Source organism: Bradyrhizobium ganzhouense, from assembly GCF_049949285.1.
Lineage (GTDB): Bacteria > Pseudomonadota > Alphaproteobacteria > Rhizobiales > Xanthobacteraceae > Bradyrhizobium > Bradyrhizobium ganzhouense.
Genome location: NZ_CP181318.1, coordinates 1,289,185 through 1,312,765, shown reverse-complemented (window position 1 = coordinate 1,312,765; position 23,581 = coordinate 1,289,185). Strand labels below are relative to the sequence as shown.

Genomic DNA, 23,581 nt, shown 5'->3' with positions numbered 1-23,581 from the left:
CGTGGACAATGCCGTAGTTAACGCTTGGTCGGATTAACCCGGCCGTAAGCACCGCGATCGGTGGAGGCGCGCGGCATCGGATTTGCTCTTCGAGAACGAGAGATTTTTCCTGTAAATTTGAGTCGAACAAGCGCGGTTAGAAAACATGAACAAGTCAGCGACGATCGATTTCGCGACAGCCACCGAGACCCAAGCCCCGACGCACACCCAGGCACTGCTCGATCTCGTCGCCGGAGAAGCCCGCGACAGCCTGCTCGGCGTTCACGACGTGCTGCGCCGCGAGCTGCCGCAAGGCCGGCTTGCGATCTACGAGGCCGGTGGCGGCTCCTCGAGCTTCCTGCCCATGGACGTGCTCGGCCGCAGCCAGGTCACCGTCGTCGACATCGACGAAGACCAGGTCCGCAACAACACCTACGCGGACGAGGCGATCCTCGGTGACGTCCAGACCTATCGTTTCTCGCCCGAAACCTTCGACGTCGTGATCTGCTACAACGTGATCGAGCACCTGCCCGACGTCGAGGCGGCGCTGCTGAACTTCCGCGATGCGCTCAAGCGCGGCGGCATGATCCTGATCGGCGCGCCCAATCCGCGCTCGCTGTCCGGCGTCGTCACAAAGTACTCGCCGCACTGGTTTCATGTCTGGTTCTACCGTAACATCCGCGGCATCAAGACCGCCGGTCTGTCGGGCGAGGCGCCGTTCCCGACCTTCTTCCATCCGCTGGTGACGCTATCGAAGCTCGAGGCGTTCGCGGCAGCCCACGGGCTGGAGACGATCTACCGCCGTGAGGTCGAGAGCCCGCGCTATCCCGAGATGCGCCAGCGCAAGCCGCTGTTCGCCGCCCTCGTCGACGCCGGCGCCGCGGTGATGAACGCCGTGCTTCCGCGCGGCACCGACGTTCGCCGCGGCGACTATCACGTCATCCTGCGGAAGCGCTGATGGCCATGCGCGCGCAGGCCGACCAAAACGCTGTAAAGCGGCATGCGCGCGCGCCGTTGGGCATGCACGGTAACGAACCGTTAATCAGTGAGGAACTGCTGCCGCCGGGGCGTCACAACGACGCGGCAAATGGCGACCCGCGCTTAAACGCTTTGTTTGCCATTTCGGTGAATAGTCCCTCAATGAGTATGGTTAATTTTCCCTGTTGCGTTGATTGCGCACCTATATCCCCGGTGCGGGGCGTAAAGCGAAGAGTAACCCCTCAGCCCACTGCCGTTGGAATGAAAGCTGGGGACTATGCTTGACTATAACCAGCCGATTGACCGGGCCGGAGATCCGACTAGATCGGAGGCCCCGCAGCGGACATCCGAGGCCAGCTTCAACGTGCTGGAGCTCGTCGGCCTGCTATGGCGGCGCAAGATTGCGATTGCTTCTGCCGCGCTGATCGGCGCGTGCCTCGCCGTTACCATCGGCAAGAGCCTGACGCCCCGCTACACCGCGACCGCCCAGCTTTATGTCGACCCGCGCGAGCTTCAGCTCGTCGATCGCGAGCTCACGCCGCGCGCGCAAGATCTCTCCGGCATGTCGATGGTGATCGAAAGCCAGGCGCGCCTGATCACGTCCAACAGCGTGCTGCTGCGGGTGATCGAGCAGGCCAATCTCGACAAGGATCCCGAATTCGGTGGCGGCGGTGACAGCAGGACGCTGATGACGTCGCTGCTCGGCCTGATCGGCCTCCAGCCCCGCGCGCCCTCGGCTGCGGACATCAAGGACGTGCAGCTCGCGGCGCTCGACGCGCTGAACAGGCACATCACGATCCGCAAAACCGAGAAGAGCTTCATCGTCGATATCGAGGTCTGGTCGACCGATCCCGCCAAAGCGGCGATGCTCGCCAACACCCTGACCAACGTCTATCTGACGGAGTCCCGCAATTCGCAGGCGCTAGCCGCGCGGCGCGCGACCAGCGAATTGTCCGGCCGGCTGAAGGAGCTGCGCGAGCGGCTCCGCAACGCCGAAACCGCGCTTGCCACCTACAAGGCGCAGAACAATTTTGTCGGCACCCAGGACGCGCTGATCTCTGATCAGCAGCTCTCCTCCAGCAACCAGCGGCTTTCGGCGGCCCGCGCGGCGACGATGGACGCGCAGGCGCGCCTGGACCAGATCGAGGCAAACAAGCGCACCGCCGCGGATGCCGGCGCCATTCCCGAAGCACTGCAATCGCCGACGATCGCGAACCTGCGCGCGCAATATGCCGACGCCCGCAAGAAATATGCGGAGCAGACGGCCGAGCTCGGCCCACGCCACCCGGCGCTGCGCCAGACCGAAAAGCAGGTCGAGGATCTCAAGCGCACCATCAGCGAGGAGATCGAGCGCTTTGCGCAATCGGCCAAGAACGATCTCACCCGTGCCCGTGACTATGAGGCGTCGCTCAACCGGGCGCTGGAAGTGCAGAAGCGGCAGAGCGTGCAGCTCAGCCAGGCCGCCGTGCGCTTGCGCGAGCTCGAGCGCGAGGCAGAAGCCAGCCGCGACGTCTATCAATCCTTCCTCAAGCGCTCGCGCGAGACCGAGGAGCAGGAGACCCTGAACACGTCGGCGGCCCGCGTCATCGGCGAGGCCACGGTGCCGCAGCGGCGCTCGTTCCCGCCGGCAATGAGCCTGTTCGCCATGATCGGCTTCATGTTTGGCGCGCTTGCCGCCGCCTCCTGGTTCGTCGCGGCTGAGCATCTGTTCAACGGCGCGACCGCTCCCCAACCGACCCGCCGCGAGCGCACGCCTGCGCCGGACGTTGCCAAACCTCAGGTGGAAGCCGCCGCGCCTGCACCTGCGCTCGCGCTGGTCGAGAAACCGCTGATCGCCCGCCTTCAGGAGGCCGACGTGATCCGCACGCTCGGCGCCATTCTCGCCACCGGCAGCGGCGTCGATCTGACCCGCGTCGGCTGGCCGACGCTGCGCCCCGGATTTCCGCTGACGACGCTGCTCAACGCCCTGCGCGACATGCGGGCGGCGATGGCTCGTCGCGCCGGCAGCAAGACCATGCCGGTGGTGGCGCTGGTCGGCGCCGGCGACACCACAGGACGCAGCGTGACCGCGCTGAATTTCGCGCTGGCGGCCGCGCGCGACGGCAGCCGCGTGCTGATGATCGACGCCGACCATCAGGCGCACACGCTCTCGAACAGGATCAATCGTCCCGGCAAGAGCGAGCCGAGCAAGCTCGGCTGGCTCTCGATCAGCAGCAAGGCCGTGCGCGAGGTCAAGACCGTCAACGGCATCTCGGTGCTGCCGGCGACCGAGAGCGATGCCGGCAAGGCCGCTGACGCCGTCCGCAAGGCGATCGCACAGGCGCGTTCGGCCGGTGGCTATGACCTCGTCATTCTCGACGGCCCCGCGATGCCGCTCTCGGCCGCAGGTCGCAAGCTGCTCGACGGCGCCGACGCGCTGGTGGCGGTGCTGCCGACCAGCCTCGACATCAATGACAGCATGGAAGAGATTCTGGCCGCACTCGGCGGCGCCCAGCGCAAGCTCGTCGGCGTGGTGCTCGACGAGCTCGCTCCCGCAACCCAAACGCGCCAGCGAGGCAAACAATATGCTTGAGCGCCGCGTCAATCTGGACGGTCGTGCCGCGACCGCCGAGGTGCCACGTATCACCGTCGGTGGCCTTCGCATGGCCGCACTCGACCTGGAAGCCACCGCAGATTTCATGATCGAGGCAACCGATCCGCGTCATCGCATCGGCCGCCCGCTGTATCTGACGTCGGCCAATGGCGAGGTGCTGGCGCGCTGCTCGACCGAGCCGCAGACCGAACGCCTGTTCCGCGCCGCCGATCTGATCAATGCCGACGGCCAGCCGCTGGTGGCGGCGTCAAAACTGCAGTCCTGGTTTCCGCTGCCGGAGCGCGTTGCCACGACGGACCTGTTCCATGTCGTCGCGCGCAAGGCGGAAGTTGCCGGCCGCACCTTCTACATGCTCGGCGCCAGCGAAGAAGAGAACGAGACGGCGGTCCGACGGGTCCAGAACATGTATCCGAAGCTCAAGATCGTCGGATACAGTCATGGCTATCTCCGCGGCGATGCCCTGCGGGCCAAGGTCGAGGAAATCAACGCCCTCGCACCGGATTGCCTGTGGGTCGCGCTCGGCGTGCCTTCTGAACAGGCCTTCGTCGAGGAATACACGCCGCTGCTGACCAATGTCGGCGTCATCAAGACGTCAGGCGGCCTGTTCAACTTCCTGTCGGGCAGCCGCTCGCGCGCGCCGCAATGGATGCAGCGGATCGGGCTCGAATGGGTCTGGCGTGTCTGGCTCGAGCCGCGCCGCCTGTTCTGGCGCTATTTGACCACCAACCCCCGCGCGATCTATCTTCTCTTCAGCCGCAACCGCCCCTTCAATCGCTGAGAAGAGTAGAACGCCATGAATGATCGGCCGACTGTCCTCGTCACAGGAGGCGCGGGCTATATTGGCTCTCATGCCTGCCGCGCCTTGGCTGCTGCCGGCTATCGGCCCGTCGTGTATGACGATCTCTCGACGGGCCATCGCAGCTTCGTGTCCGGGGATCTGGTGACGGGCGATCTGCTCGACGGCGCGGCGCTGGCGCGCGCCTTTGCCGATCACAAAATAGCGGCGGTGATGCATTTCGCCGCGGCGAGCCTGGTCGGCGAGTCCATGACCGACCCGCAGAAATATTACATCAACAACGTCCAGGGCACGCTGTCGCTGCTCCAGGCGATGCGCAACGCCGGCTGCCACCGCATCGTGTTCTCCTCGTCCGGCGCGGTCTATGGCAACGCCGATTCCAAGGCGCTTCCGGAGGACTTTCCCTGCGCGCCGATCAATCCTTACGGTGCTTCGAAGTGGATGATCGAGCGCATGCTCGCCGACTACCGCGCGGCCTACGGTTTCGGCGCGTTCTGCCTGCGCTATTTCAATGCCAGCGGCGCCGATCCGGCCGGCGGCATCGGCGAATTGCGTGACAACGAGACGCATCTCATCCCACGCGCCATGATGGCGTTGCAGGGGCATGTCGAGTTCGCCGTGTTCGGCGACGATTACGACACGCCCGACGGCACCGCGATCCGTGACTACATCCACGTCACCGACCTCGCGGCGGCGCATGTCGCGGCTTTGAAGCTGCTGGAAACGGGACATGCCGGCGGCAGCTTCAATCTCGGCACCGGCTCGGGCTTCTCGGTGCGCGAGATCCTCACTGCCATCAGGCAGGAGACCGGGCGCGAGGTGCCGCACACCGTCAAGCCGCGCCGCGCCGGCGATCCCACCTATCTCGTCGCAGACCCCTCGGCTGCGCGAAAGGTGCTGGACTTCGTGCCGCGCCACTCCGACCTGCCGACCGTGATCCGCACCGCCTGGGCCTGGCACCAGAAGGCACATCCGCCTAAGGCACGTTAAGCAACCGTAACACCCGCACCTTGCCGGCCGTGCCTCCAAACGGCTAGAATGCATATTCACTGCCGCCGTGGGCGCTTCGCCGACGGCCGCATGTTTTGGCATGGCCGACGATGAGGTCGGCATGCGTGGCTCGGCCATTTGCGCGAGCCGCTTTTTCCAAGCGTCAAGGCCACGATCAGATCCGCGCACCGGCCTGTGATCAGACGTGGATTCAAGGAGTACCTGCGCATGCATCAGGCTGCACGCCTGGAGTTCGAGCGCGTGATCGATGAGTTCGTTCGCTGGCATGTCGTGCCCGAGGGCGAGCGCTCGCCTGCGCCTGCCTGGTGGTGGGGGCCCGCCATGGCTGTGGTCGACGACCACGAGCCGTTGAGCGAGACATGGCGCGGCGCGCTGGGCCTGGGCGACGGCGCAAGCCTCGCCGACGGCGCATGCACGATTATCTCGCTGTTCGTCGAACAGACGTCGCTGACGGAACCTCAGGATTTTCCGAGCAAGGCGGAGGCCGCCGATCACGACATCCGCGAATTGCAGCCGCTGCCGTCAGACGACAGCGCGTTTCAGCCGTAGCGCCGCGGCCTCGTCCCCGGCCGGGTCCGCCTCCGGCTGGAGCGGCGGCGCGACGGACAGCTCCACCGGCCGCAGCAATTCGGCCATCTGCTTCGCGGGCAGCGGCTTTGCGATCAGGAAGCCCTGCATCTCGTCGCAGCCATGGGTGCGCAGGAAGGCCTCCTGCTCGGCGTTCTCGACGCCCTCGGCGACCACGGTCATGCCGAGCGCTTTGCCCATGCTGATGATCGCCTGCGCGATCGCCTGATCTTCCGAATCGTGGGGCAGATCGCGCACAAAGGAGCGGTCGATCTTGATGGTGTCGATCGGGAAGTGCTTCATCAGCGACATCGATGAATAGCCGGTGCCGAAATCGTCGATGGCAAGCCGGATGCCGCGGCTCTGAATCGCGTCGAGCACCTTCAGCGCGCGTCCGACATTGCGCATCATCATGCTCTCGGTGACCTCGAGCTGGAGCAGCACCGGCGACATGCCGGAGGCCGCCAGCGCCTCGTCGACGTCCTGCAGCAGATGCTCGTCGGCAAATTGCCGCGGTGACAGGTTGACCGCCATCGACAACGGCAACAGGCCGCGGCGCTGCCAGGCCATGGCCTGCGCGCAGGCCTCGTTCAGCACCCAGCGGCCGATCGGGACGATCAGGCCGGTCTCTTCGGCGAGCGGAATGAACTGCGCCGGCGAGACGTTGCCGAGATCGGGATGGGTCCAGCGCAGCAGCGCTTCCACGCCCGTGATCTGGCCGGTCTCCATGTCGACCTTGGGCTGGTAATTCAGCGAGAACTGTTCGCGCTCCAGTGCCCGGCGCAGCGCGCTCTCGAGCGACAGCCGCTCGATCGACTGCGTCTTCACTTCCTTGGAGAAGAAGCGATAGCCGTTCTTGCCGTCTTCCTTGGCGAGATACATCGCCATGTCGGCGTTCTTGGTCAGCGTCTGCGCGTCGGCGCCATTGGCCGGATACATCGCGATGCCGATCGAGGCCGTGGTGTGGCACTCATGGCCGGCGAGCTCCATGGGCTCGGCGAGCGCCGTCAGCAACCCGGTGGCGATGCGCTGGACGTCGTCGATCTCGCCGCACTGGTCGAGGATCACCACGAACTCGTCGCCGCCGAGACGCGCCACGACGTCGCTTGCCCGCAGCGCGCTGCGCAAGCGGTTCGCCACCTCGAGCAGGAGCAAATCGCCGGCCTCATGGCCCAGCGAATCGTTGATGACCTTGAAGCGGTCGAGGTCGATGAACAGCACCGCGAAACGGTGATCAAGGCGCTGCGCCGCGTCGATCGCCTCGCGCAGCAGCCCGTTGAAGGTCTCGCGGTTCGGCAGGTCGGTCAGACTGTCATGCGAGGCGAGATATTCGATGCGCTCGTCCGCCTCGTACTTCTCGTCGGCGCGATCGAAGTTCTCGATCGCAAAGGAGACGTTATCGGCGAGGCGCTGCAACAGCTCGACGAACTCGGCGGTGAAGGTTTCCTGCTCGGTCGACATGTAGATCATGACGCCGACCGGTTTGTCGTGCGTGATCAGCGGGAACGCCGCGCCGGAGCGCGCGCCGTCGCCCTGCAGGACGGCATGGAAGGCGCTGACACGGTTGTCGTTGACATAGTCGTTGCTGACACAGGGCTGCCGGGTGCGGAACGCGGTGCCGCTCATGCCGCGACCTTCGGGTCTTTCGGCATCGATGGAGAGACGAACGTTCCGCGTGGTCTCGGCCGACGGTCCTGAGGCCGCGACGATCGCCAGCTGGTCGCTGTCGGCCCTGGCGAGCGCAATGGTCGCCGAGGTGAACTTGCCGCCCGTGGACGCGGCCTGACACACGAGCTCAAACAGCTCGGTGCGTGACTTGGCGCGCACGATCGCTTCGTTGGTGGCGCTCAGCGCCGCGAACATGCGCGTCAGGCGCTCCTTCTGCGCTTCGGTCCGCGACCGCTCCTCGGCCCGGTCGAAATTGTCGAGCGCAAAGGAGACGTTCTCCGCCAGACGCTCGAGCAGCTCAACCAGGTCCGGCGTGAACGTATTCTCTTCGGGCGCCAGAAACAGCAGAATGCCGATCGGCTCCACGCCCGCTCGCAGCAGCGGAAAGCTGGCAGCCGCGCGCGTCCCGTCCTCGGTCGCCTTGGAATGCCAATGAGTGGATCGCGGGTCGTTCAGATAGTCGTTGATGACGCTGGGACGGCGGGTTCGCAGCGAAATCCCGATGATCCCCTGCCCCTCTGCATGGCCGGGAGACACGCAACATGTGCGCCCGACCATTTGTTCCTGAAGACGCCCCTTTACCGCAATGACACGAACGATTTCGCCTGTCTCGTCGAGGATGCCGATCGTCGTCGAGGCAAACACATCGCCCAGCACGGCCGCCTGGCATACCACCTCGAACAGCTCCTCGCGTGTCTTGGCACGCATGATGGCTTCGTTGGTGGTACTCAGCGCCTTGAACATGCCGCTAAGGCGATTGCGCTGCTTGTCGGCCCGCGCCTTATCGTCCACCCGATCGAAATTCTCGAGCGCGAAGGCGACATTGGCCTGGAGCCGCTGCAGCAGCTCGACGAACTCCGGCGTGAACGTGCCGCGTTCCGGCGAGTTGAAGAGAAATACGCCTTCGACGCGGTCGCCGTTGAACAACGGCAGCGCCGCGGAGGATCCGATACCGTTGCGGCGGGCGTTGGCCGCCCAAGGCGCGATCCGGTCGTCGGACAGCACGTCGTTGCTGATGCAGGGCTGGCGCGTCCGGAACGCCGTGCCGGTCAGCCCCCGTCCTTCAGGCACCTGTTCGGAGATGGAGAATTTGAAGCTGCGGACGATATCCGCGTTCGGCCCGTAGCAGGCGGCGACGCGGAGCAGCTCGGCCTGATGATCGACCAGCGCAATGACGGCCGAGGTGAACTTGGCCCCCCTCGCGGTCGCTTCGCAGACGAGGTCAAACAGCTCGGACCGCGAGTGTGCGCGCAGGATCGCCTCGTTGGTCGCGCTCAGCGCCGCATACATGCGCGCCAGGCGCTCCTCCTCCTCGGCGATCCGCGCCTTTTCGGCCTCACGGTCGAAATTGTCGACGGCGAAGCAGACGTTCTCGGCGATGCGCAGCATCAGCGCGACGACTTCCTCGTCCTTGGCCCAGGACTGGCTGAGGAAGGACAGGATCACGCCCATGCTTCGGCCATGCTTGATCAAGGGCGCCGCGACAACTGCGGCGACGCCCGAGTTGATATTGGCCTGCTCCCACGGCGTTCCTCTGGTGCGGCGCGCGAGATCGCGCTCGACGATGGGCTTCTGCGAGCGAAACACCTCGCCGGAAATCCCGCGTCCGTAGGGATTCTCGGGATCGGTGGAGTAGCGGGTCCGCGCCACGATCTCCAGATTCTCGCCGGTGCCCGCGACCGGCTTCAACCAATGCGAATCCTGCTCCTTGAGCAGGACAAAGGTCGCCAACGACTTGCCGCCATGCACTGAGGCATCGCACACGAGCTGGTACAGCTCCTGCTCGGTTTTCGCACGCAGGATGGCTTCGTTGGTCGCGCTGAGCGCGCCGAACATGCGATTCAGCCGCCGCGTCGCCCGCTCACTGGTCTGCCGCGCAGTCTCGCGCGAAAAATTCTCCAGCGCATAGGAGATATTGGCCGACATGCGCTCGAACAGCGACACCATCTGCTCGCTCAGCGAGCCGGCCTCGCTGCGGGTCACGAACAGCACACCGACGCTCCTGCCGTTGCACAGAAGCGGCAGCGCCGCCGCGGCGCCGATATTCGCCCTGGCCGCGCCCTCACGCCATGCCAGCGAGCGCGGATCGTTCAAATAGTCATTGCTGATGCAGAGCTTCTGGCTGCGAAACGCCTCGCCGCCGACACCAGAGCCCTCAGGCGCACCAGCTTCGATGGTGATCTTGATCGCGCGCAGACGCGCCACGTCGTCACCGCGGCCTGCGGCAAAGCGCAAGTGCTGGCCATCCGGCTCCACCAGGAACACGGCAACGGCCATGAAGTCCCCGCTCGAAAATCCGGCGTCGCAGACCATCTGGTACAGCTCGTCCGGCGATTTCGCGTAGAGGATCGCTTCATTGATGGCGCTCAACGCCGCAAAGGTGCGCGCGAGTGTCGTCGGCACGATCTTAACTCCCGGGCATTTCTGCCGATTTCTCCCGGGTGCTTTATGAACGGGGATCGCCTAAGTGGTCGTTATTGCACGCTGGAAACCGCCGATCAAAGTGAACGAGCTACGAACAACGCGCGCAAAACTATCGGGAATACCGCCGTGCGGGAGGAGTCTACGACCAAAGGCGCGCTCTCTTTACGAATTTGCAGCCCTGTATTGGTTTACGAGAGATTGATATCGCAGCCCCGCTTTGAGACGATGGTGTCCAACAAGCAGCCCGTTAAGGGCACAATGCCGAGGAAGCGCCATGCCCATCGTCAAGGCCGACCGCCTCACGCGCGTCAGCGCTGCGCTGCTCCGTGCCGCCGGAGCCTCCGAGGAAGAAGCCGACGCTGTGGCCGTCGGCTGCGTCAACGCCAATCTCGCCGGCCATGACTCCCACGGCGTGATCGCGGTTCCGACCTATATCGACCGTATCAAGGCCGGACACATCGTCCCCGGCGCCAAATGGACCATCGTCCAGGAATCGCCGACCACGACCGTGATCGACGGCCATTGGGGTTTTGGTTTCCACGTCAACGCCAAGGCGATGGCGCTGACGATCGAAAAGGCGAAAACGGCGAACGTCGCCGCCTGCACCGTGTTCCGGCAGAGCCATGTCGGCCGCCTCGCCGCCTATCCGCTGATGGCGATGCGCGAAGGAATGATCGGGATTGCCACTGCCGATTCCGGCCGCTCGCCAAAGCACGTCGCGCCGTTCGGCGGCAAGGAGGCACGGCTCGGCACCAACCCGATCTCGATCGCGGTGCCGTCCGATCTCGATGCGCCGTTCTATCTGGATATGGCGACATCGGCAGTTGCCGCCGGCAAGATCCAGCTCGCGGTCGCCCGCAGCGAGGAGATTCCGACGGGGTGGATCATCGATGCCGAGGGCCGGCACACGACCGATCCCACCCAATACCGCAAGGGCGGCGCGCTGCTGCCGCTCGGCGGCACCGAGGGTTACAAAGGTAGCGGTCTCGCGGCCATGGTCGAGGTGTTGTGCGGCCTTCTGACGGGCCTCGGCTTCGGCGTCGAGCCGACCGGACGGCACAATGACGGGTGCTTCATGGCGGTGTTCAACGTCGCGGCATTCCGCCCGCTGAAGGAATTCAAGCGCGAGGTCGCTGAGTTCGCGAAGTACCTGAAATCGACGCCGCCGTCTGAAGGCAGCAAGGGCGTCTATTATCCCGGCGAGATCGAGGGCGTGCGCGAGCAGCAACGCCTGCGCGACGGCATCGAGGTTGAGGACGCGACCTGGGAGAAACTGCGCGCGCTGGCGCGCGAATACAGGCTCGACACCGTCCTCGATCTGTCATGACCCAATCCGGAGAATAGCAGCATGAATCGACAGATGGTCCTGGTCGGCTTCCTTCAGGCGCAAAACTGCACCAATCTGCCGAGCTCGTGGCGGCATCCGGAATCACGCTCAGATTCGATGTCGGCGGATTATTACCAGGAGATCGCGCGGATTCTCGAAGCCGGCAAATTCCACATGGCGTTCTTCGACGATCGCCTTGCCATGCCGGACCGCTACGGCAACGACCACGCCCACACCGTCGAATACGGCATCCGCTGCGTAAAAATGGATCCGCTGATCGTGCTGACCACGATGGGCATGGTCACCGACAAGCTCGGGCTGGGCGCGACCTGCTCGACCACTTACTACGAGCCCTTTGACATCGCCCGCCGCTTCGCGACGCTCGATCTGATGTCGGGCGGCCGCGCGGGCTGGAATGTCGTGACCTCGCTCAACGACGGTGAAGCCCTCAACATGGGGCGCGACTCCCATCCCGAACATGATTCCCGCTACGACAAGGCCGACGAGTTCATGGAGGTCGTGCTCGGCCATTGGGATACTTGGGAGGACGGCGCGCTCATCATGGACAAGACGAGCGGACGCTTTGCCGATCCGAGCAAGGTGAAGCGACTCGATCACAGGGGAGCGGCGTTCAAGTCGCGCGGACCGTTCACGGTGCCGCGCTCGGACCAGGGCCATCCCGTGATCATCCAGGCCGGCGCGTCCGGCCGCGGCCAGCGCTTTGCCGGCCGTTGGGGCGAGGTGATTTTCACGGCCGCGCGCAATCTCCAGGGCGCCAAGGACGGCTACGCGGCCGTGCGCAACGAGGCCGCGAAAGCCGGCCGCGATCCTGAGCAGATGTTCCTCTGCAATCTGACGACGCCGGTCAGCGCAGCGACCAAGGCGGAAGCCGAGGACAAGATGGCGCTGATCAACAAGCTGCCGCTGGAGATCGACGCATTGTCGCTGCTCGCCGAAGCGCTCAATTACGACTTCGCCTCCAAGGATCTCGACGCGCCGCTGACGACGGACGAGCTGAAGAGCATGCAGGGCATTCTCGGTATTCGCGACGGCGTGCTGAAGACATCAGGCAAGAGCAACCCGAGCGCGCGTGACTTCGTCACCTTCTCCGGCCGCGGCCAGGTGCACGATGCCATGGTCGGCGGCCCCAAGGAGATCGCAGACAAGTTGGAAGAAATGTTCGTCGAGCGCGGCTGCGACGGCTTTGTCATTGCTGCCACTTACGTGCCCGGATCCTACGCCGACTTCGTGCAACACATCGTTCCGGAATTACAGCGGCGCGGTCTGTTCCAGAAAGAATACCGCGGCAAGACGCTGCGGGAAAATCTCGGGCTGAAGCGGCCGGCCGCCGGCGCCTGGAAAGTGCAGCCGCGCGATGCCGCGGAATAACGACGAGGACAGAACATGCGCTGGCTGAAATTCACCGCCTCCGGAAAAACCTCCTGGGGTCTGGTCGAAGGCGACAGGGCGATCGCGGTCGACGGCGATCCCTTTGGCGAATGGACGCGTACCTCGCGCACGCATCCGCTGTCGCAGGTAAAGATAGAGCTGCCATTCATCCCGCGCACGTTCTACTGCGTCGGCCTGAACTACCTGAAGCATCTCAAGGAAGCCGCCGACAAGCGCGGCGAGATGCCGGCCGTGCCCGAAAGACCCGAGATCGGCTATCGCGCGCAAAACGCGCTGATCGCGCATGACGAGGATGTCGTGATCCCGTCGTTCGCGACGGAGAAGATCCACTACGAGGGCGAGCTCGCCGTGGTCGTCGGCAAAAAGGTGAAGCACCTCACGGCCGAGAACGCGATGGATTGCGTGTTCGGCTACACCATCGGCAACGACGTCAGCGAGCGCTCCTGGCAGAAGGCCGACCGCAGCCTGTGGCGCTCGAAGAACGCCGACACGTTCAAGCCGATGGGACCGTGGATCGAGACCGAGGCCGATCTTGCGACGATGGAAACGATCGTCCGCGTCAACGGCAGGGAGACCAACCGCTTCGCTACCCGCGACATGATCTTTGGCGTGGTGCCGTTCCTGGTCGAGTTGACGAAATATTTTACGCTGTGGCCGGGCGACGTGATCTGGATGGGCACCGACGGCGCTTCGCCTGACATCAAGCATGGCGACGTCGTGGAGATCGAGATCACCGGTGTCGGGACGTTGCGGAACAGGTTTGTGCGGGAGGGGCAGTAGACACTGCCGGATCAGCCCGCCGCCGAGCGGCTCTTCACATGGTCGATGAAGGCACGCAGCTTCGGCATGATCTGCCGATGGCCCGGATAATACAGGAACACACCCGGGGTCATCGGCGAGAATTTCTCCAGCACACGGACAAGCTTTCCCGCAGCAATGGCTCCGCTCGCCAACGGTGAGGGCACTTGCGCAAGGCCCACACCTTCGATCGCAGCACCGAGCATCGTCGGGAAATCATAGGCGATGAAAGGTCCTGACACCGCGATTTCGATAGAACGGCCACCGTCGTCGAGCGACCACGATGCGAGCGCGCCGTTTGATCGTCGCATCCTGAGACAGGCGTGTGTGCGCAGATCATCCGGACGCTCGGGCCGGCCGGCGCGTGCGAGGTAGTCGGGACTACCAATGATAATGAGCGGCAGCGGCTTGGTCAGCCGCACCGCGATCATGTCGGGCGCGATGAACTGGCCCATCCTGATGCCGGCATCGAAACCACCGGCCGCAAGGTCGACCATTTCTTCGCTGGCAGCAAGCTCCACCTCGATCTCCGGATACGCCTGGCAGAACGAGGCGATCAGCGGCTCAAGCAGGATCGGCACGACCGAGCGCGGCACGGTGAGACGCAGCAGCCCTGCCGGCCGTTGTCCGAGCTCACGCGCTGCCCCGCTTGCAGCGACAAGTTCTTCGAAGGCCGGTCGTGCACGCGCGAAAAAGCGCTCGCCGGCCTCGGTCAGACCAACGCTGCGGGTCGTGCGAATGAAGAGCGCCGCGCCCACGCGCGCCTCGAGCGCCCGCACCGCCTGACTGATGGCAGATGGCGTGACTCCGAGCTCGGTGGCAGCCCGGCGAAAACTGCGGTGCTGGGCGACACTCAGGAAGGCCTCAACGCCGTCGAGCGCCCCCTGCCTGACTGTGAAGTTCTGCTTCATAGCCCGTCAACATTATCGCGAATAGTCGCTCACGGGAAGCCGGTCTACATCCAGATTGCAAGTGACCCGCACAGGAGCAGCGAAACCGATGAAGGCAATCCGCAATGCCGCCCTGGCGCTCACCCTCACGCTGACAGGAGTCATCGCCATGACCGATCCATCCCTTGCCCAGACACAAGCGCCGTCACCCGCGACCACGGGCGTGTTGGTCATCCTGACTGTGAAAGCGGGCATCACACGCGAACAGGTGATGGCCGTCATGCCCGATGAGGTCAGGCAAACGGTGCAGCTCTATCTCAATGGGAAAATCCGCGAATGGTACTCGCGGTCCGATGGGCGCGGCGCGGTCTTCCTGCTCGATGCCAGGGACGTCGCCGAAGCGCACGCCACCATGGATGCCCTGCCGCTCGCCAAACAAGAGCTCATCGACCACGAATACATCGCGATCGGCCCGCTGATGCCGCTGCGCCTGCTCGTGACCAAGCCCTGAGCGCTCGCCCACGACCAAATTGCCTCGAACCTCACGCGAAGGACATCCGAACGTGCCCCCAGGCTTCAACCTTCCATTCGTTCTCAGCGTCGCCGGCGCCTTGCTGACAAGCGCGGTGGTCGCGTCCCTCTATGTCTGGCCATTCATTCGCGCGATGCCGCGCCATGACGCGCTACGACTTCTCGCGGCGTTCCATGCGTTCCGCTTCCTGGGAATGAATTTCATGGTTTCCGGTTTCGTGTCTGCGGAGTTGAGCCCGGATTTCGCCAGCGAAGTCGGGTGGGGAGATCTCATCGCTGCCACGCTCGCGCTCACATCAATGGCAGCTTTATCCTGGCGATGGTCGATCGCCGTGCCGATGGTCTGGATCTTCAACGTGTGGGGTACGCTCGATCTCTTGAATGCGTACTACGTCGGCGCGACAAGGATACAGAACCCCGGCCTGTTTGGCGCCGGCATTTATATCCCGGCCCTCTATGTGCCTCTGCTGCTGGTCAGCCACGTGCTTGTCTTCATGCTCCTCTTGAGAACGGGATCGCAAGAGAAGACAATTTGACAGAGCAAAGGCGCAACGCTCCGTGCCCGCCATCTTCCACGGCTAAAGATGGTGGGCACGCTTCCGCCTTCGCTCTTCGAGCTGCGGCGGACAAGTCGCTTTGTCCACCCTACGAGACCTCCCGTGTCTTAAAACGGCAGCGCCACGCTGGTCTTGATCTCCTTCAGCACCACATTGCTGCGGACGTAGCGGATGCCGGGGATGCGGAACATGAACTCATCGAGGAAGCGGTTGTAGGCCGCCATATCCTGCACGACGACGCGCAGATGATAATCCGCATCGCCCGTCGTCGCAAAACACTCCAGCACCTCACGGCGCGTGGTGACGCGGGACACGAACTCGTCGACGAATTTGGCGTCGTGCCGCTCCAGCGAAACGTGGAGGATGGCGGACATGGCAAAGCCCGCCTGCTCGCGCGCAACCAGCGCCGCATAGCCGCAGATGACGCCGCTGTCCTCGAGCGCACGCACCCGGCGCCAGCAGGCCGAGGTCGACATGCCGACCTCGTCAGCCAGCTGCTGGTTAGTAGCGCGGCCGTCCTTCTGGAGATGGGCGAGAATCCGCGTGTCCTGGTCTTCAATCATCGACGACCCTCAAATCGACTAAATCTACCAAATTTATGATGTATATGCAAAACTCTACCGTATTTGTACGCCAATCGGGATAAATAGGTAAGACCTACCAGCGCCCCGGGCCTAACCTTCGCCTATTCGGCAGGATGCCGCGCGAGGTCCGCCATGGACGCCATTCCGTCACTCGACACCTACGAACTCTCCGACCGCTACGAGCGTGAGGACGGCCGCGTCTTCCTCACGGGCACGCAGGCTATCGTCCGCATCGCGCTCGACCAGATCAGGCGCGACCGCGACGCGGGGCTCAACACCGCCGGCTTCATCTCCGGCTATCGCGGCTCCCCGCTCGGCGGCATCGATCTCGAGCTGTGGCGCATCCAGCAGCGATTGAAGCTGGACCGCATCGAATTCCTCCCCGCCGTAAATGAGGACCTCGCGGCAACCGCCGTGCTCGGCTCGCAGCAGGTCGAGACGCAAGCCGACCGCGAGGTCGATGGCGTGTTCGGGCTCTGGTACGGCAAGGGCCCCGGTGTCGATCGCTCCGGCGATGCGCTCAAGCACGGCAACGCCTACGGCTCGTCGCCGCATGGCGGCGTGCTGGTGGTCGCCGGTGACGACCATGGCTGCGTCTCGTCGTCGATGCCGCACCAATCCGACGTCGCCTTCATGAGCTGGTTCATGCCGACGCTGCATCCCGCAAGCGTCAGCGAGTATCTCGAATTCGGCGAGTACGGCTACGCGCTGAGCCGCTTCTCCGGCATGTGGGTCGGCTTCAAGGCGATCTCAGAGATCGTCGAATCAGGCGCATCCGTCGCGCTGCGCCCACCGCGCCTGTTCCGCACGCCCGACTTCACCCCGCCGCCGGGCGGACTGCACTATCGCTGGCCCGATCTGCCGGGCCCGCAGATCGAAGAACGGCTGGAAGCGAAAAAGCACGCGGTCTACGCCTTCGCCAAAGCCAATCCGATCGATCGCCATATCTACGACATTCCAAACGCCACCTACGGCATCGTCACCACGGGCAAGGCGCATCTCGATTTGATGGAAGCGCTGCGGCTGATGGGTCTCGATGAAGCCGCCTGCCGCAACATCGGCATCGACATCTACAAGGTCGGCATGGTCTGGCCGCTGGCGCTGCATGACGCGATGGACTTCGTGAAAGGCAAGCGCGAGATCCTCGTGGTCGAGGAGAAGCGCGGCATCATCGAGAGCCAGTTCAAGGAATATTTCTACGACTATCCCGGCGCAAAACCCGAGCGCATGGTCGGCAAGCACGACGAGCGAGGGGCGCGGCTGATCTCGTGGATCGGCGAATTGTCGCCGCGCGCGTTGGCTTCCGTGCTCGCCCGCCGGCTCGATCCGATGTTTCCGGGGCTCAATCTCGCCGCGCGCGCCGCCGCGCTGCTGCCGGAGGCCGAGCGCACGATCAACGTGTCGGGCGCGACGCGCACGCCCTATTTCTGCTCCGGATGTCCGCACAACATTTCGACAAAAGTGCCCGAGGGGTCGAAGGCGCTGGCCGGCATCGGCTGCCATTTCATGGCGAGCTGGATGGACCGCGAGACCTCGTCGCTGATTCAGATGGGCGGCGAAGGCGTGAACTGGGCCGCGTCGTCACGATTCACCGGCCACAAGCACGTGTTCCAGAATCTCGGCGAAGGCACCTACTACCATTCCGGCTCGATGGCGATCCGGCAGGCGGTCGCGGCCAAGACCAACATCACCTACAAGATCCTGTTCAACGACGCCGTCGCCATGACCGGCGGCCAGCCGGTCGACGGCCCGGTCAGCGTGCATGCCATCGCGCACAGCGTCCGCGCCGAAGGCGTAGCCCGTATCGCGCTGGTGTCGGACGATCCCGCGCAGTTTTCACCCGCGGACCTGCCCAGCGGCGTCACCATTCACGCGCGCGAGGAGATGGACGCCGTGCAGCGCGAGCTGCGCGCCATCTCCGGCGTTTCGGTGCTGGTCTACCAGCAAACCTGCGCTACGGAGAAGCGGCGCCGGCGCAAGCGCGGACAGATGGCCGATCCCAAGCGCTTTGCCTATATCAACGATCTCGTCTGCGAGGGCTGCGGCGACTGCTCGGTCGAGTCCAATTGCCTTAGCGTCGAGCCGAAGGAGACACCCTTCGGCCGCAAGCGGCAGATCAACCTGTCGGCCTGCAACAAGGATTTCTCCTGCCTCAACGGCTTTTGCCCAAGCTTTGTCACCGTCGAAGGCGCGACGCGCCGGAAGAAGAGCGCGAGCCAGATCGATGCAATCGGTCGCGCGGCCACGCTTCCCCTCCCCGCCCCCTCAACGCTCGACCGACCCTACGATCTGCTCATCACCGGTGTAGGCGGCACCGGCGTCATCACGGTCGGCGCGCTGATCGGGATGGCCGCGCATCTGGAACGCCACGGCGTGTCGGTCCTCGACTTTACCGGCTTTGCGCAGAAGTTTGGCCCGGTGCTGAGCTACATCCGCCTTGCCTCAAGTCCCGAGGCGCTGCACCAGGTCCGCATCGATCAGGGCGCGGCCGATGCGCTGATCGGCTGCGACCTCGTCGTCAGCTCCTCGCCGAAGGCGTCCGGCACCTATCGCCGTGGCACGCGCGCTGCCATCAACACCGCGGAGATGCCGACCGGCGATGTTGTCCGCTTCCGCGACGCCGATCTCGCTTCCCCTGCCCGCCTACGGGCGATCCGGCAGGTCATCGGCAGCGACAATCTCGACAGCATCAACGCCAATGCCCTGGCCGAGCGGCTGCTCGGCGACGCCGTCTATGCCAACATCATCATGCTGGGCTTTGCCTGGCAGCGTGGATTGGTGCCGGTTTCGCTATCGGCGCTGCTGCGCGCGATCGAGCTCAACGGCGTCGCGGTCGAACGCAACAAGCAGGCTTTTGCCTGGGGCCGGATCGCCGCTGCCGATCCGGAGTTTCTGCCGAAGGCGAACGAGACGCCAATTGCCGAGACGCTCGACCAGCTCATCGCCCGGCGCGCCGATTTCCTGACCGCCTATCAGGATGGGGCTTACGCAGCGCGCTATCGCGCACTCGTCGCACAAGTTCGTGCTGCCGAAGCCGCCCTCAACAGCGAGGCCCTCACCGAGGCCGTCGCCCGCGCCCTCTTCAAGCTGATGACCTACAAGGATGAGTACGAGGTCGCGCGCCTGCACATGCAGACCGGCTTTCTCGACGAGTTGAAGCGCGAGTTCGAGGACGGTTTCAGCGTGAAGTATCATCTCGCCCCGCCGTTCCTGCCATCCAAGCACGACGCACGCGGCCGCCCGCGCAAGCGCGCTTTCGGTCAGTGGCTCCAGATGCCACTCGCCATGCTGGCGCGGCTGAAGGGATTGCGCGGGACGCGGTTCGATCCGTTCGGCTACACAACCGAGCGGCGCACTGAGCGAGAGCTGATCGGCTGGTATGAAGGCGTCATCGCGCAAATTATGGACCGGCTCGAAACGGCCGATCTGCCCGATCTCGTCGCCATCGCCAAAGCCCCGATGGAAATCCGCGGCTACGGCCCCGTGAAAGAGGCTGCGATCACGAAGGTGAAGCCCGAGGTCGAGCGGCTGCTCGCCGCTCTGGCCAAATCTTCATCGGCAAAGATGCGCGCCACCGGTTGACGCGACGCCATCAAGGCTTCAGCCTCGGAGATTGAAGAGGCTCCCTCATGGAGCCCTGCAATCGGGTAGCGCATCATGGATCTCGACGAGTTGACCCTGACCCAGGCTGCGGCCGAACTCGCCGCCGGGAAAATCACGAGCCACGCGCTCACCTCCGAGGCGCTTACCCGTGCCAAGGCCAACGCCGATTTGAACGCCTTCGTCACCCTGGATGAGGAAGGTGCCCTTAAGGCCGCCGTCGCGTTCGACACGCAGGGCGCGGGCGCCGGGAACAGGCCGCTCGGTGGCGTTCCCATCGTGATCAAGGACAACATCGAGGTCGCCGGGCTGCCCTGCACCGCTGGAACGCCGGGGCTGAAGAGCTTCATTCCAAGCGCCGACGCGCCGGTCGTGGCGAAGTTGCGCGCCGCGGGCGCCGTCATCATCGGCAAGACCAACATGCACGAGCTTGCTTTCGGCATCTCCGGTTACAACACCGCGTTCAAGATCGGCGCCGAATACGGCGTCCGCAACGCCTATGACCGCGCGCTGATCGCGGGTGGCTCCTCTTCCGGAACCGGCGCCGCAATCGGCGCGCGGATCGTGGCGGGCGGGCTCGGCACCGACACCGGCGGATCGGTGCGCGTGCCCGGCGCGCTGAACGGTTGTGCCTCGCTGCGGCCGACCGTCGGCCGCTATCCACAAGCCGGCATCGCGCCGATCTCGCATACCCGCGACACCGCAGGGCCGATGGCCGCCACCATGGCGGATGTCGCGCTGCTCGACCGCATCATCGCTGGCGGCGATACGATCGAACCGGCCGATCTCGGGCAAGTGCGTCTCGGCCTCGTGAAGAGCATGCTGACGAATCTCGACGGTGACACCGAAGCCGCGTTCCACGCCGCGCTCGACCGGCTGAAGGCCCAAGGCGTGACCGTGATCGATATCGAGATGCCGGAACTGGCACAGCTCAACGGCCAGGTCGGATTTCCCGTCGCGCTCTACGAAGCCTATGACGACATGGTCGCCTATCTCAAGCATACCGGCACAGGCCTAACCATCGAGGCGATGGTCACCCAGATCGCGAGCCCCGACGTCAAGGGCACCTATGAGGGGCTGGTGCTGCCGCGCAAATTGCCGGCGCCCGACGGCAGCTTGGTCGATGCAAAGCCGCTTTACGACGAAGCCATCAATGTCGCGAGGCCGGCGCTTCAGGCGCTCTACCAGCAGACTTTTGCGAGCGACAAGCTCGACGCCATCGCCTTCCCGACTACGCCGCGGGTTGCGATCGCCTCCGATCCGGAGTCCAGCAGCCTCGACAATTTCGGCCTGTTCATCCAGAACACCGACCCCGGCAGCAATGCCGGCATTCCCGGAATTCAGATTCCGATTGCCCTGGGCGCTACCAGCAAACTGCCGATTGGGCTTGAACTGGATGGCCCGGCAGGCAGCGATGAGCGGCTGCTTGCGATCGGCATGGCGCTTGACGCCATGTTTGGTCGATTGCCGCCGCCACGCTGATGAGATCGTAATCGCTTGCCCCGGACCACGCCTCCTCGTCATTGCGAGGAGCGCTTGCGACGAAGCAATCCAGAGCCTTCCTGCGGAGGGATTCTGGATTGCTTCGCTGCGCTCGCAATGACGGAGAGATGGTAGGCACGGCGCTAACGCGCCTTACCACCCTACGGCACTCATGCCTGGGCCTCACGAATACGGATTGATCAGCTTCTGCTGCTCGGCGCTGTGATGCACGAGCATGTCGATGAAGATCCGCACCTTCGCCGAGAGATGATGGCGGTGCGGATAGACCGCGTTCATGGACAGCTCTATCGTCCGGTATTCGGGCAACAGGCGCACGAGACGACCGGCTTCAAGATCGTCGCTGATCAGAAACCCGGCCATCAGGCAGATGGCCGCGCCTTGTAGCGCGACCTCCCGCAACGCTCCGCCGCTGTTGGTGACGAAGCTGCCGGAGATGCGAACCGAGGCTGGCATTCCCTTGCGATCGAGGAAGCGCCACTCGTCTCCAAAGGGATAATTGAGGTGACGACCGCAATTGCGCTCCGTGAGTTCTTCAAGCTTGTGCACGCGCCCATGCTTTTCGAGATAGCCGTGCGAACAGCACAGCACGTGACGCCACGTCGCAAGGCTGCGGACGATCAGGCTTGAATCCGGCGGTGGTATCATGCGCAGAGCGACATCATAGCCTTCCTCGATCAGGTCGACGTCGGCCTCGCCCATGCGCAAATCGACTTTAACCTCGGGATAGGTTGCGAGCAGCTTGGCGATCACCGGGGCTACGAGCGGCACCATATGGGTTGCCGTGTGGACGCGCAGCGTGCCCCGCGGCGCCGACTGCAAGGCGCCTGCGATGTCGTCAGCCTGCTCGATGTCGGAGAGGATCTGGATGCAGCGATCGTAATAGGCCTTGCCGATTTCGGTGACGCTGACCTTGCGGGTGGTGCGATTGAGCAGCCGCGCGCCAAGCCGCTCCTCCAGCGCCTGGATGTGGTTGCTCACCATGGTCGTGGACATGTTGAGCTTGCGGGCGGCGGCGGAGAACCCGCCGGTCTCAACGACCCGGACGAAAGCGGTCAGGCTGGTCAGCCGGTCCATGGGCGCCTCGGATTATACAGTCTCGGTGGACAATGATTTTGCTTTTTGGCGGATTATCACAAGCGCCGGGACAGCGCATCTTGCTGGTGTGAACAGCGCTCCCCTCCGGAACGGGACGTCTGGGAATCCGGAGGATGCCATGTCGAACGCGACTTATACTACTGAAACTACTGATAAAATCAGCCTGAAGCCGTCCCGGCAGGCGATCAAGCGGGCGGCCCTCGGGCTGGCGCTGGCTCTCGGCGTCGCTGTGGCCGGCGACTTTGGCTACAATTACCTGACGACCGGCCGCTACCTGGAATCGACCGATGACGCCTATGTGAAGGCCGATTCCACCATCATCGCCCCGAAGGTGTCGGGCTACATCGCCCAGGTGCTGGTCGGCGACAATGAGAAGGTCAAAGCCGGCCAGATCCTGGCGAAGATCGACGACCGCGACTTCAAGGCGGCGCTCGGCCAGGCTCGCGCCGACGTCGCGGCGGCCCAAGCCTCGGTCCGCAACCTCGATGCCCAACTCGAACTGCAACAGCCGATCATCGAGCAGAGCACCGCCGACGTGACTGCTGCCGACGCCAATCTGAAATTCGCGCATGAGGAGCGCGCCCGCTACGACGACCTCATGAAGTCGGGCTCCGGCACGATCCAGCGCGCGCAGCAGACCGATGCGGCGCTGCGCGCCAGCAACGCGCAACTGCAGCACGCCAAGTCGGGCCTGGTCGCCGCGCAGCGCAAGGTCGACGTGCTGACCACCCAGCGTGCCCAGGCTACGGCGCAGCTCGATCACGCCCGCGCGGTCGCGGATCAGGCTGAGCTGAACCTGTCCTACACCGAGATCACCGCGCCGGTTGACGGCACGGTCGGCGCCCGGAGCTTGCGCGTCGGCCAATACGTGCAGGCCGGCACGCAATTGATGGCGGTGGTGCCGCTCGATGCTGTCTATGTCGTTGCGAATTTCAAGGAGACGCAGCTCACCCATGTGCGCGCGGGCCAGCCGGTCGAGCTGGTCGTCGACAGCTTTCGCAAGCAGACGCTTCACGGCCATGTCGACAGCCTGTCACCGGCAAGCGGACTCGAATTCGCGCTGCTGCCGCCGGACAACGCCACCGGCAATTTCACTAAGATCGTGCAGCGCGTGCCGGTGAAGATCGTGCTCGACGATCACAGCCTGACCGGCCTGCTGCGGCCCGGCATGTCGGCGGTGCCGACGGTCGACACCAAGGCAACCGTGGTCGCCGAGCGCGAGACGGCGAAGCGCGTCGCCGACAACGCGCCGCACCCGAACGGCGGCTGA

General features: G+C 64.5%; 17 protein-coding genes. 13 read left to right on the top strand and 4 right to left on the bottom strand.

Features of this window, described 5'->3' with window-relative positions:
- Positions 1-145: 145 nt before the first annotated feature.
- The 5 genes from ACLFLU_RS06120 (at position 146) to ACLFLU_RS06100 (ending at position 5,906) form a co-directional block, all read left to right on the top strand.
- Positions 146-937, top strand: coding sequence for a methyltransferase domain-containing protein (locus tag ACLFLU_RS06120; protein WP_426411420.1), 792 nt, complete (start codon positions 146-148; stop codon positions 935-937).
- Positions 938-1,234: 297 nt separating this feature from the next.
- The gene (locus tag ACLFLU_RS06115) at positions 1,235-3,529 is read left to right on the top strand and encodes a GumC family protein (protein WP_426411419.1); all 2,295 of its coding nucleotides are present in this window, start codon (positions 1,235-1,237) and stop codon (positions 3,527-3,529) included.
- Complete coding sequence (locus ACLFLU_RS06110) at positions 3,522-4,328, top strand: WecB/TagA/CpsF family glycosyltransferase (protein ID WP_426411418.1); 807 nt, start codon at positions 3,522-3,524, stop codon at positions 4,326-4,328. Before ACLFLU_RS06115 ends, ACLFLU_RS06110 begins: the two co-directional genes overlap by 8 nt.
- Positions 4,329-4,343: 15 nt before the next feature.
- Positions 4,344-5,336 (top strand): UDP-glucose 4-epimerase GalE, encoded by a 993-nt coding sequence (galE, locus tag ACLFLU_RS06105; RefSeq protein ID WP_426411417.1) that lies wholly within the window; start codon positions 4,344-4,346, stop codon positions 5,334-5,336.
- A gap of 228 nt (positions 5,337-5,564) precedes the next feature.
- Positions 5,565-5,906 (top strand): hypothetical protein, encoded by a 342-nt coding sequence (locus ACLFLU_RS06100; RefSeq protein WP_426411416.1) that lies wholly within the window; start codon positions 5,565-5,567, stop codon positions 5,904-5,906.
- Here the strand turns inward: ACLFLU_RS06100 and ACLFLU_RS06095 are convergent.
- Complete coding sequence (locus ACLFLU_RS06095; RefSeq protein WP_426411415.1) at positions 5,880-9,995, bottom strand: bifunctional diguanylate cyclase/phosphodiesterase; 4,116 nt, start codon at positions 9,993-9,995, stop codon at positions 5,880-5,882. The two genes, ACLFLU_RS06100 and ACLFLU_RS06095, sit on opposite strands and share 27 nt — an antisense overlap.
- A 295-nt stretch (positions 9,996-10,290) precedes the next feature.
- On the opposite strand from ACLFLU_RS06095, the gene ACLFLU_RS06090 reads away from it, so the two are divergent.
- From ACLFLU_RS06090 to ACLFLU_RS06080, 3 genes are read left to right on the top strand one after another with little or no spacing between them, the layout of a single operon-like run.
- Positions 10,291-11,343 carry an Ldh family oxidoreductase gene (locus ACLFLU_RS06090; protein ID WP_426411414.1) on the top strand — a complete coding sequence of 351 codons (1,053 nt, stop codon included), beginning with the start codon at positions 10,291-10,293 and terminating at the stop codon, positions 11,341-11,343.
- A gap of 21 nt (positions 11,344-11,364) precedes the next feature.
- The gene (locus ACLFLU_RS06085) at positions 11,365-12,732 is read left to right on the top strand and encodes an LLM class flavin-dependent oxidoreductase (protein WP_426411413.1); all 1,368 of its coding nucleotides are present in this window, start codon (positions 11,365-11,367) and stop codon (positions 12,730-12,732) included.
- Positions 12,733-12,747: 15 nt separating this feature from the next.
- Positions 12,748-13,533, top strand: a complete 786-nt coding sequence (locus tag ACLFLU_RS06080; protein WP_426411412.1) for a fumarylacetoacetate hydrolase family protein — start codon at positions 12,748-12,750, stop codon at positions 13,531-13,533.
- Between the two features lie 11 nt (positions 13,534-13,544).
- Here the strand turns inward: ACLFLU_RS06080 and ACLFLU_RS06075 are convergent, their stop codons facing one another.
- On the bottom strand, positions 13,545-14,462 hold the full coding sequence (locus ACLFLU_RS06075) for a LysR family transcriptional regulator (protein ID WP_426411411.1): 918 nt from the start codon (positions 14,460-14,462) through the stop codon (positions 13,545-13,547).
- A gap of 88 nt (positions 14,463-14,550) precedes the next feature.
- Here ACLFLU_RS06075 and ACLFLU_RS06070 point away from each other — a divergent pair, with 88 nt between their 5' ends.
- On the top strand, positions 14,551-14,952 hold the full coding sequence (locus ACLFLU_RS06070) for a hypothetical protein (protein ID WP_426411410.1): 402 nt from the start codon (positions 14,551-14,553) through the stop codon (positions 14,950-14,952).
- A 115-nt stretch (positions 14,953-15,067) separates the two neighbouring features.
- Positions 15,068-15,508, top strand: coding sequence for a hypothetical protein (locus tag ACLFLU_RS06065; protein WP_426411409.1), 441 nt, complete (start codon positions 15,068-15,070; stop codon positions 15,506-15,508).
- 128 nt (positions 15,509-15,636) lie between these two features.
- Here the strand turns inward: ACLFLU_RS06065 and ACLFLU_RS06060 are convergent, their stop codons facing one another.
- The gene (locus tag ACLFLU_RS06060; protein ID WP_426411408.1) at positions 15,637-16,092 is read right to left on the bottom strand and encodes an Lrp/AsnC family transcriptional regulator; all 456 of its coding nucleotides are present in this window, start codon (positions 16,090-16,092) and stop codon (positions 15,637-15,639) included.
- 153 nt (positions 16,093-16,245) lie between these two features.
- Between ACLFLU_RS06060 and ACLFLU_RS06055 the strand changes: the two genes are divergently transcribed.
- Complete coding sequence (locus ACLFLU_RS06055) at positions 16,246-19,695, top strand: indolepyruvate ferredoxin oxidoreductase family protein (RefSeq protein WP_426411407.1); 3,450 nt, start codon at positions 16,246-16,248, stop codon at positions 19,693-19,695.
- 75 nt (positions 19,696-19,770) lie between these two features.
- A complete protein-coding gene (iaaH, locus tag ACLFLU_RS06050) occupies positions 19,771-21,195 on the top strand; it encodes an indoleacetamide hydrolase (RefSeq protein WP_426411406.1) in 1,425 nt (474 codons plus the stop codon).
- Between the two features lie 183 nt (positions 21,196-21,378).
- On the opposite strand, the gene ACLFLU_RS06045 is transcribed toward iaaH, so the two are convergent.
- Positions 21,379-22,290, bottom strand: a complete 912-nt coding sequence (locus ACLFLU_RS06045) for a LysR substrate-binding domain-containing protein (protein ID WP_426411405.1) — start codon at positions 22,288-22,290, stop codon at positions 21,379-21,381.
- 139 nt (positions 22,291-22,429) lie between these two features.
- Here ACLFLU_RS06045 and ACLFLU_RS06040 point away from each other — a divergent pair, with 139 nt between their 5' ends.
- Positions 22,430-23,581 (top strand): HlyD family secretion protein, encoded by a 1,152-nt coding sequence (locus ACLFLU_RS06040; RefSeq protein WP_426411404.1) that lies wholly within the window; start codon positions 22,430-22,432, stop codon positions 23,579-23,581.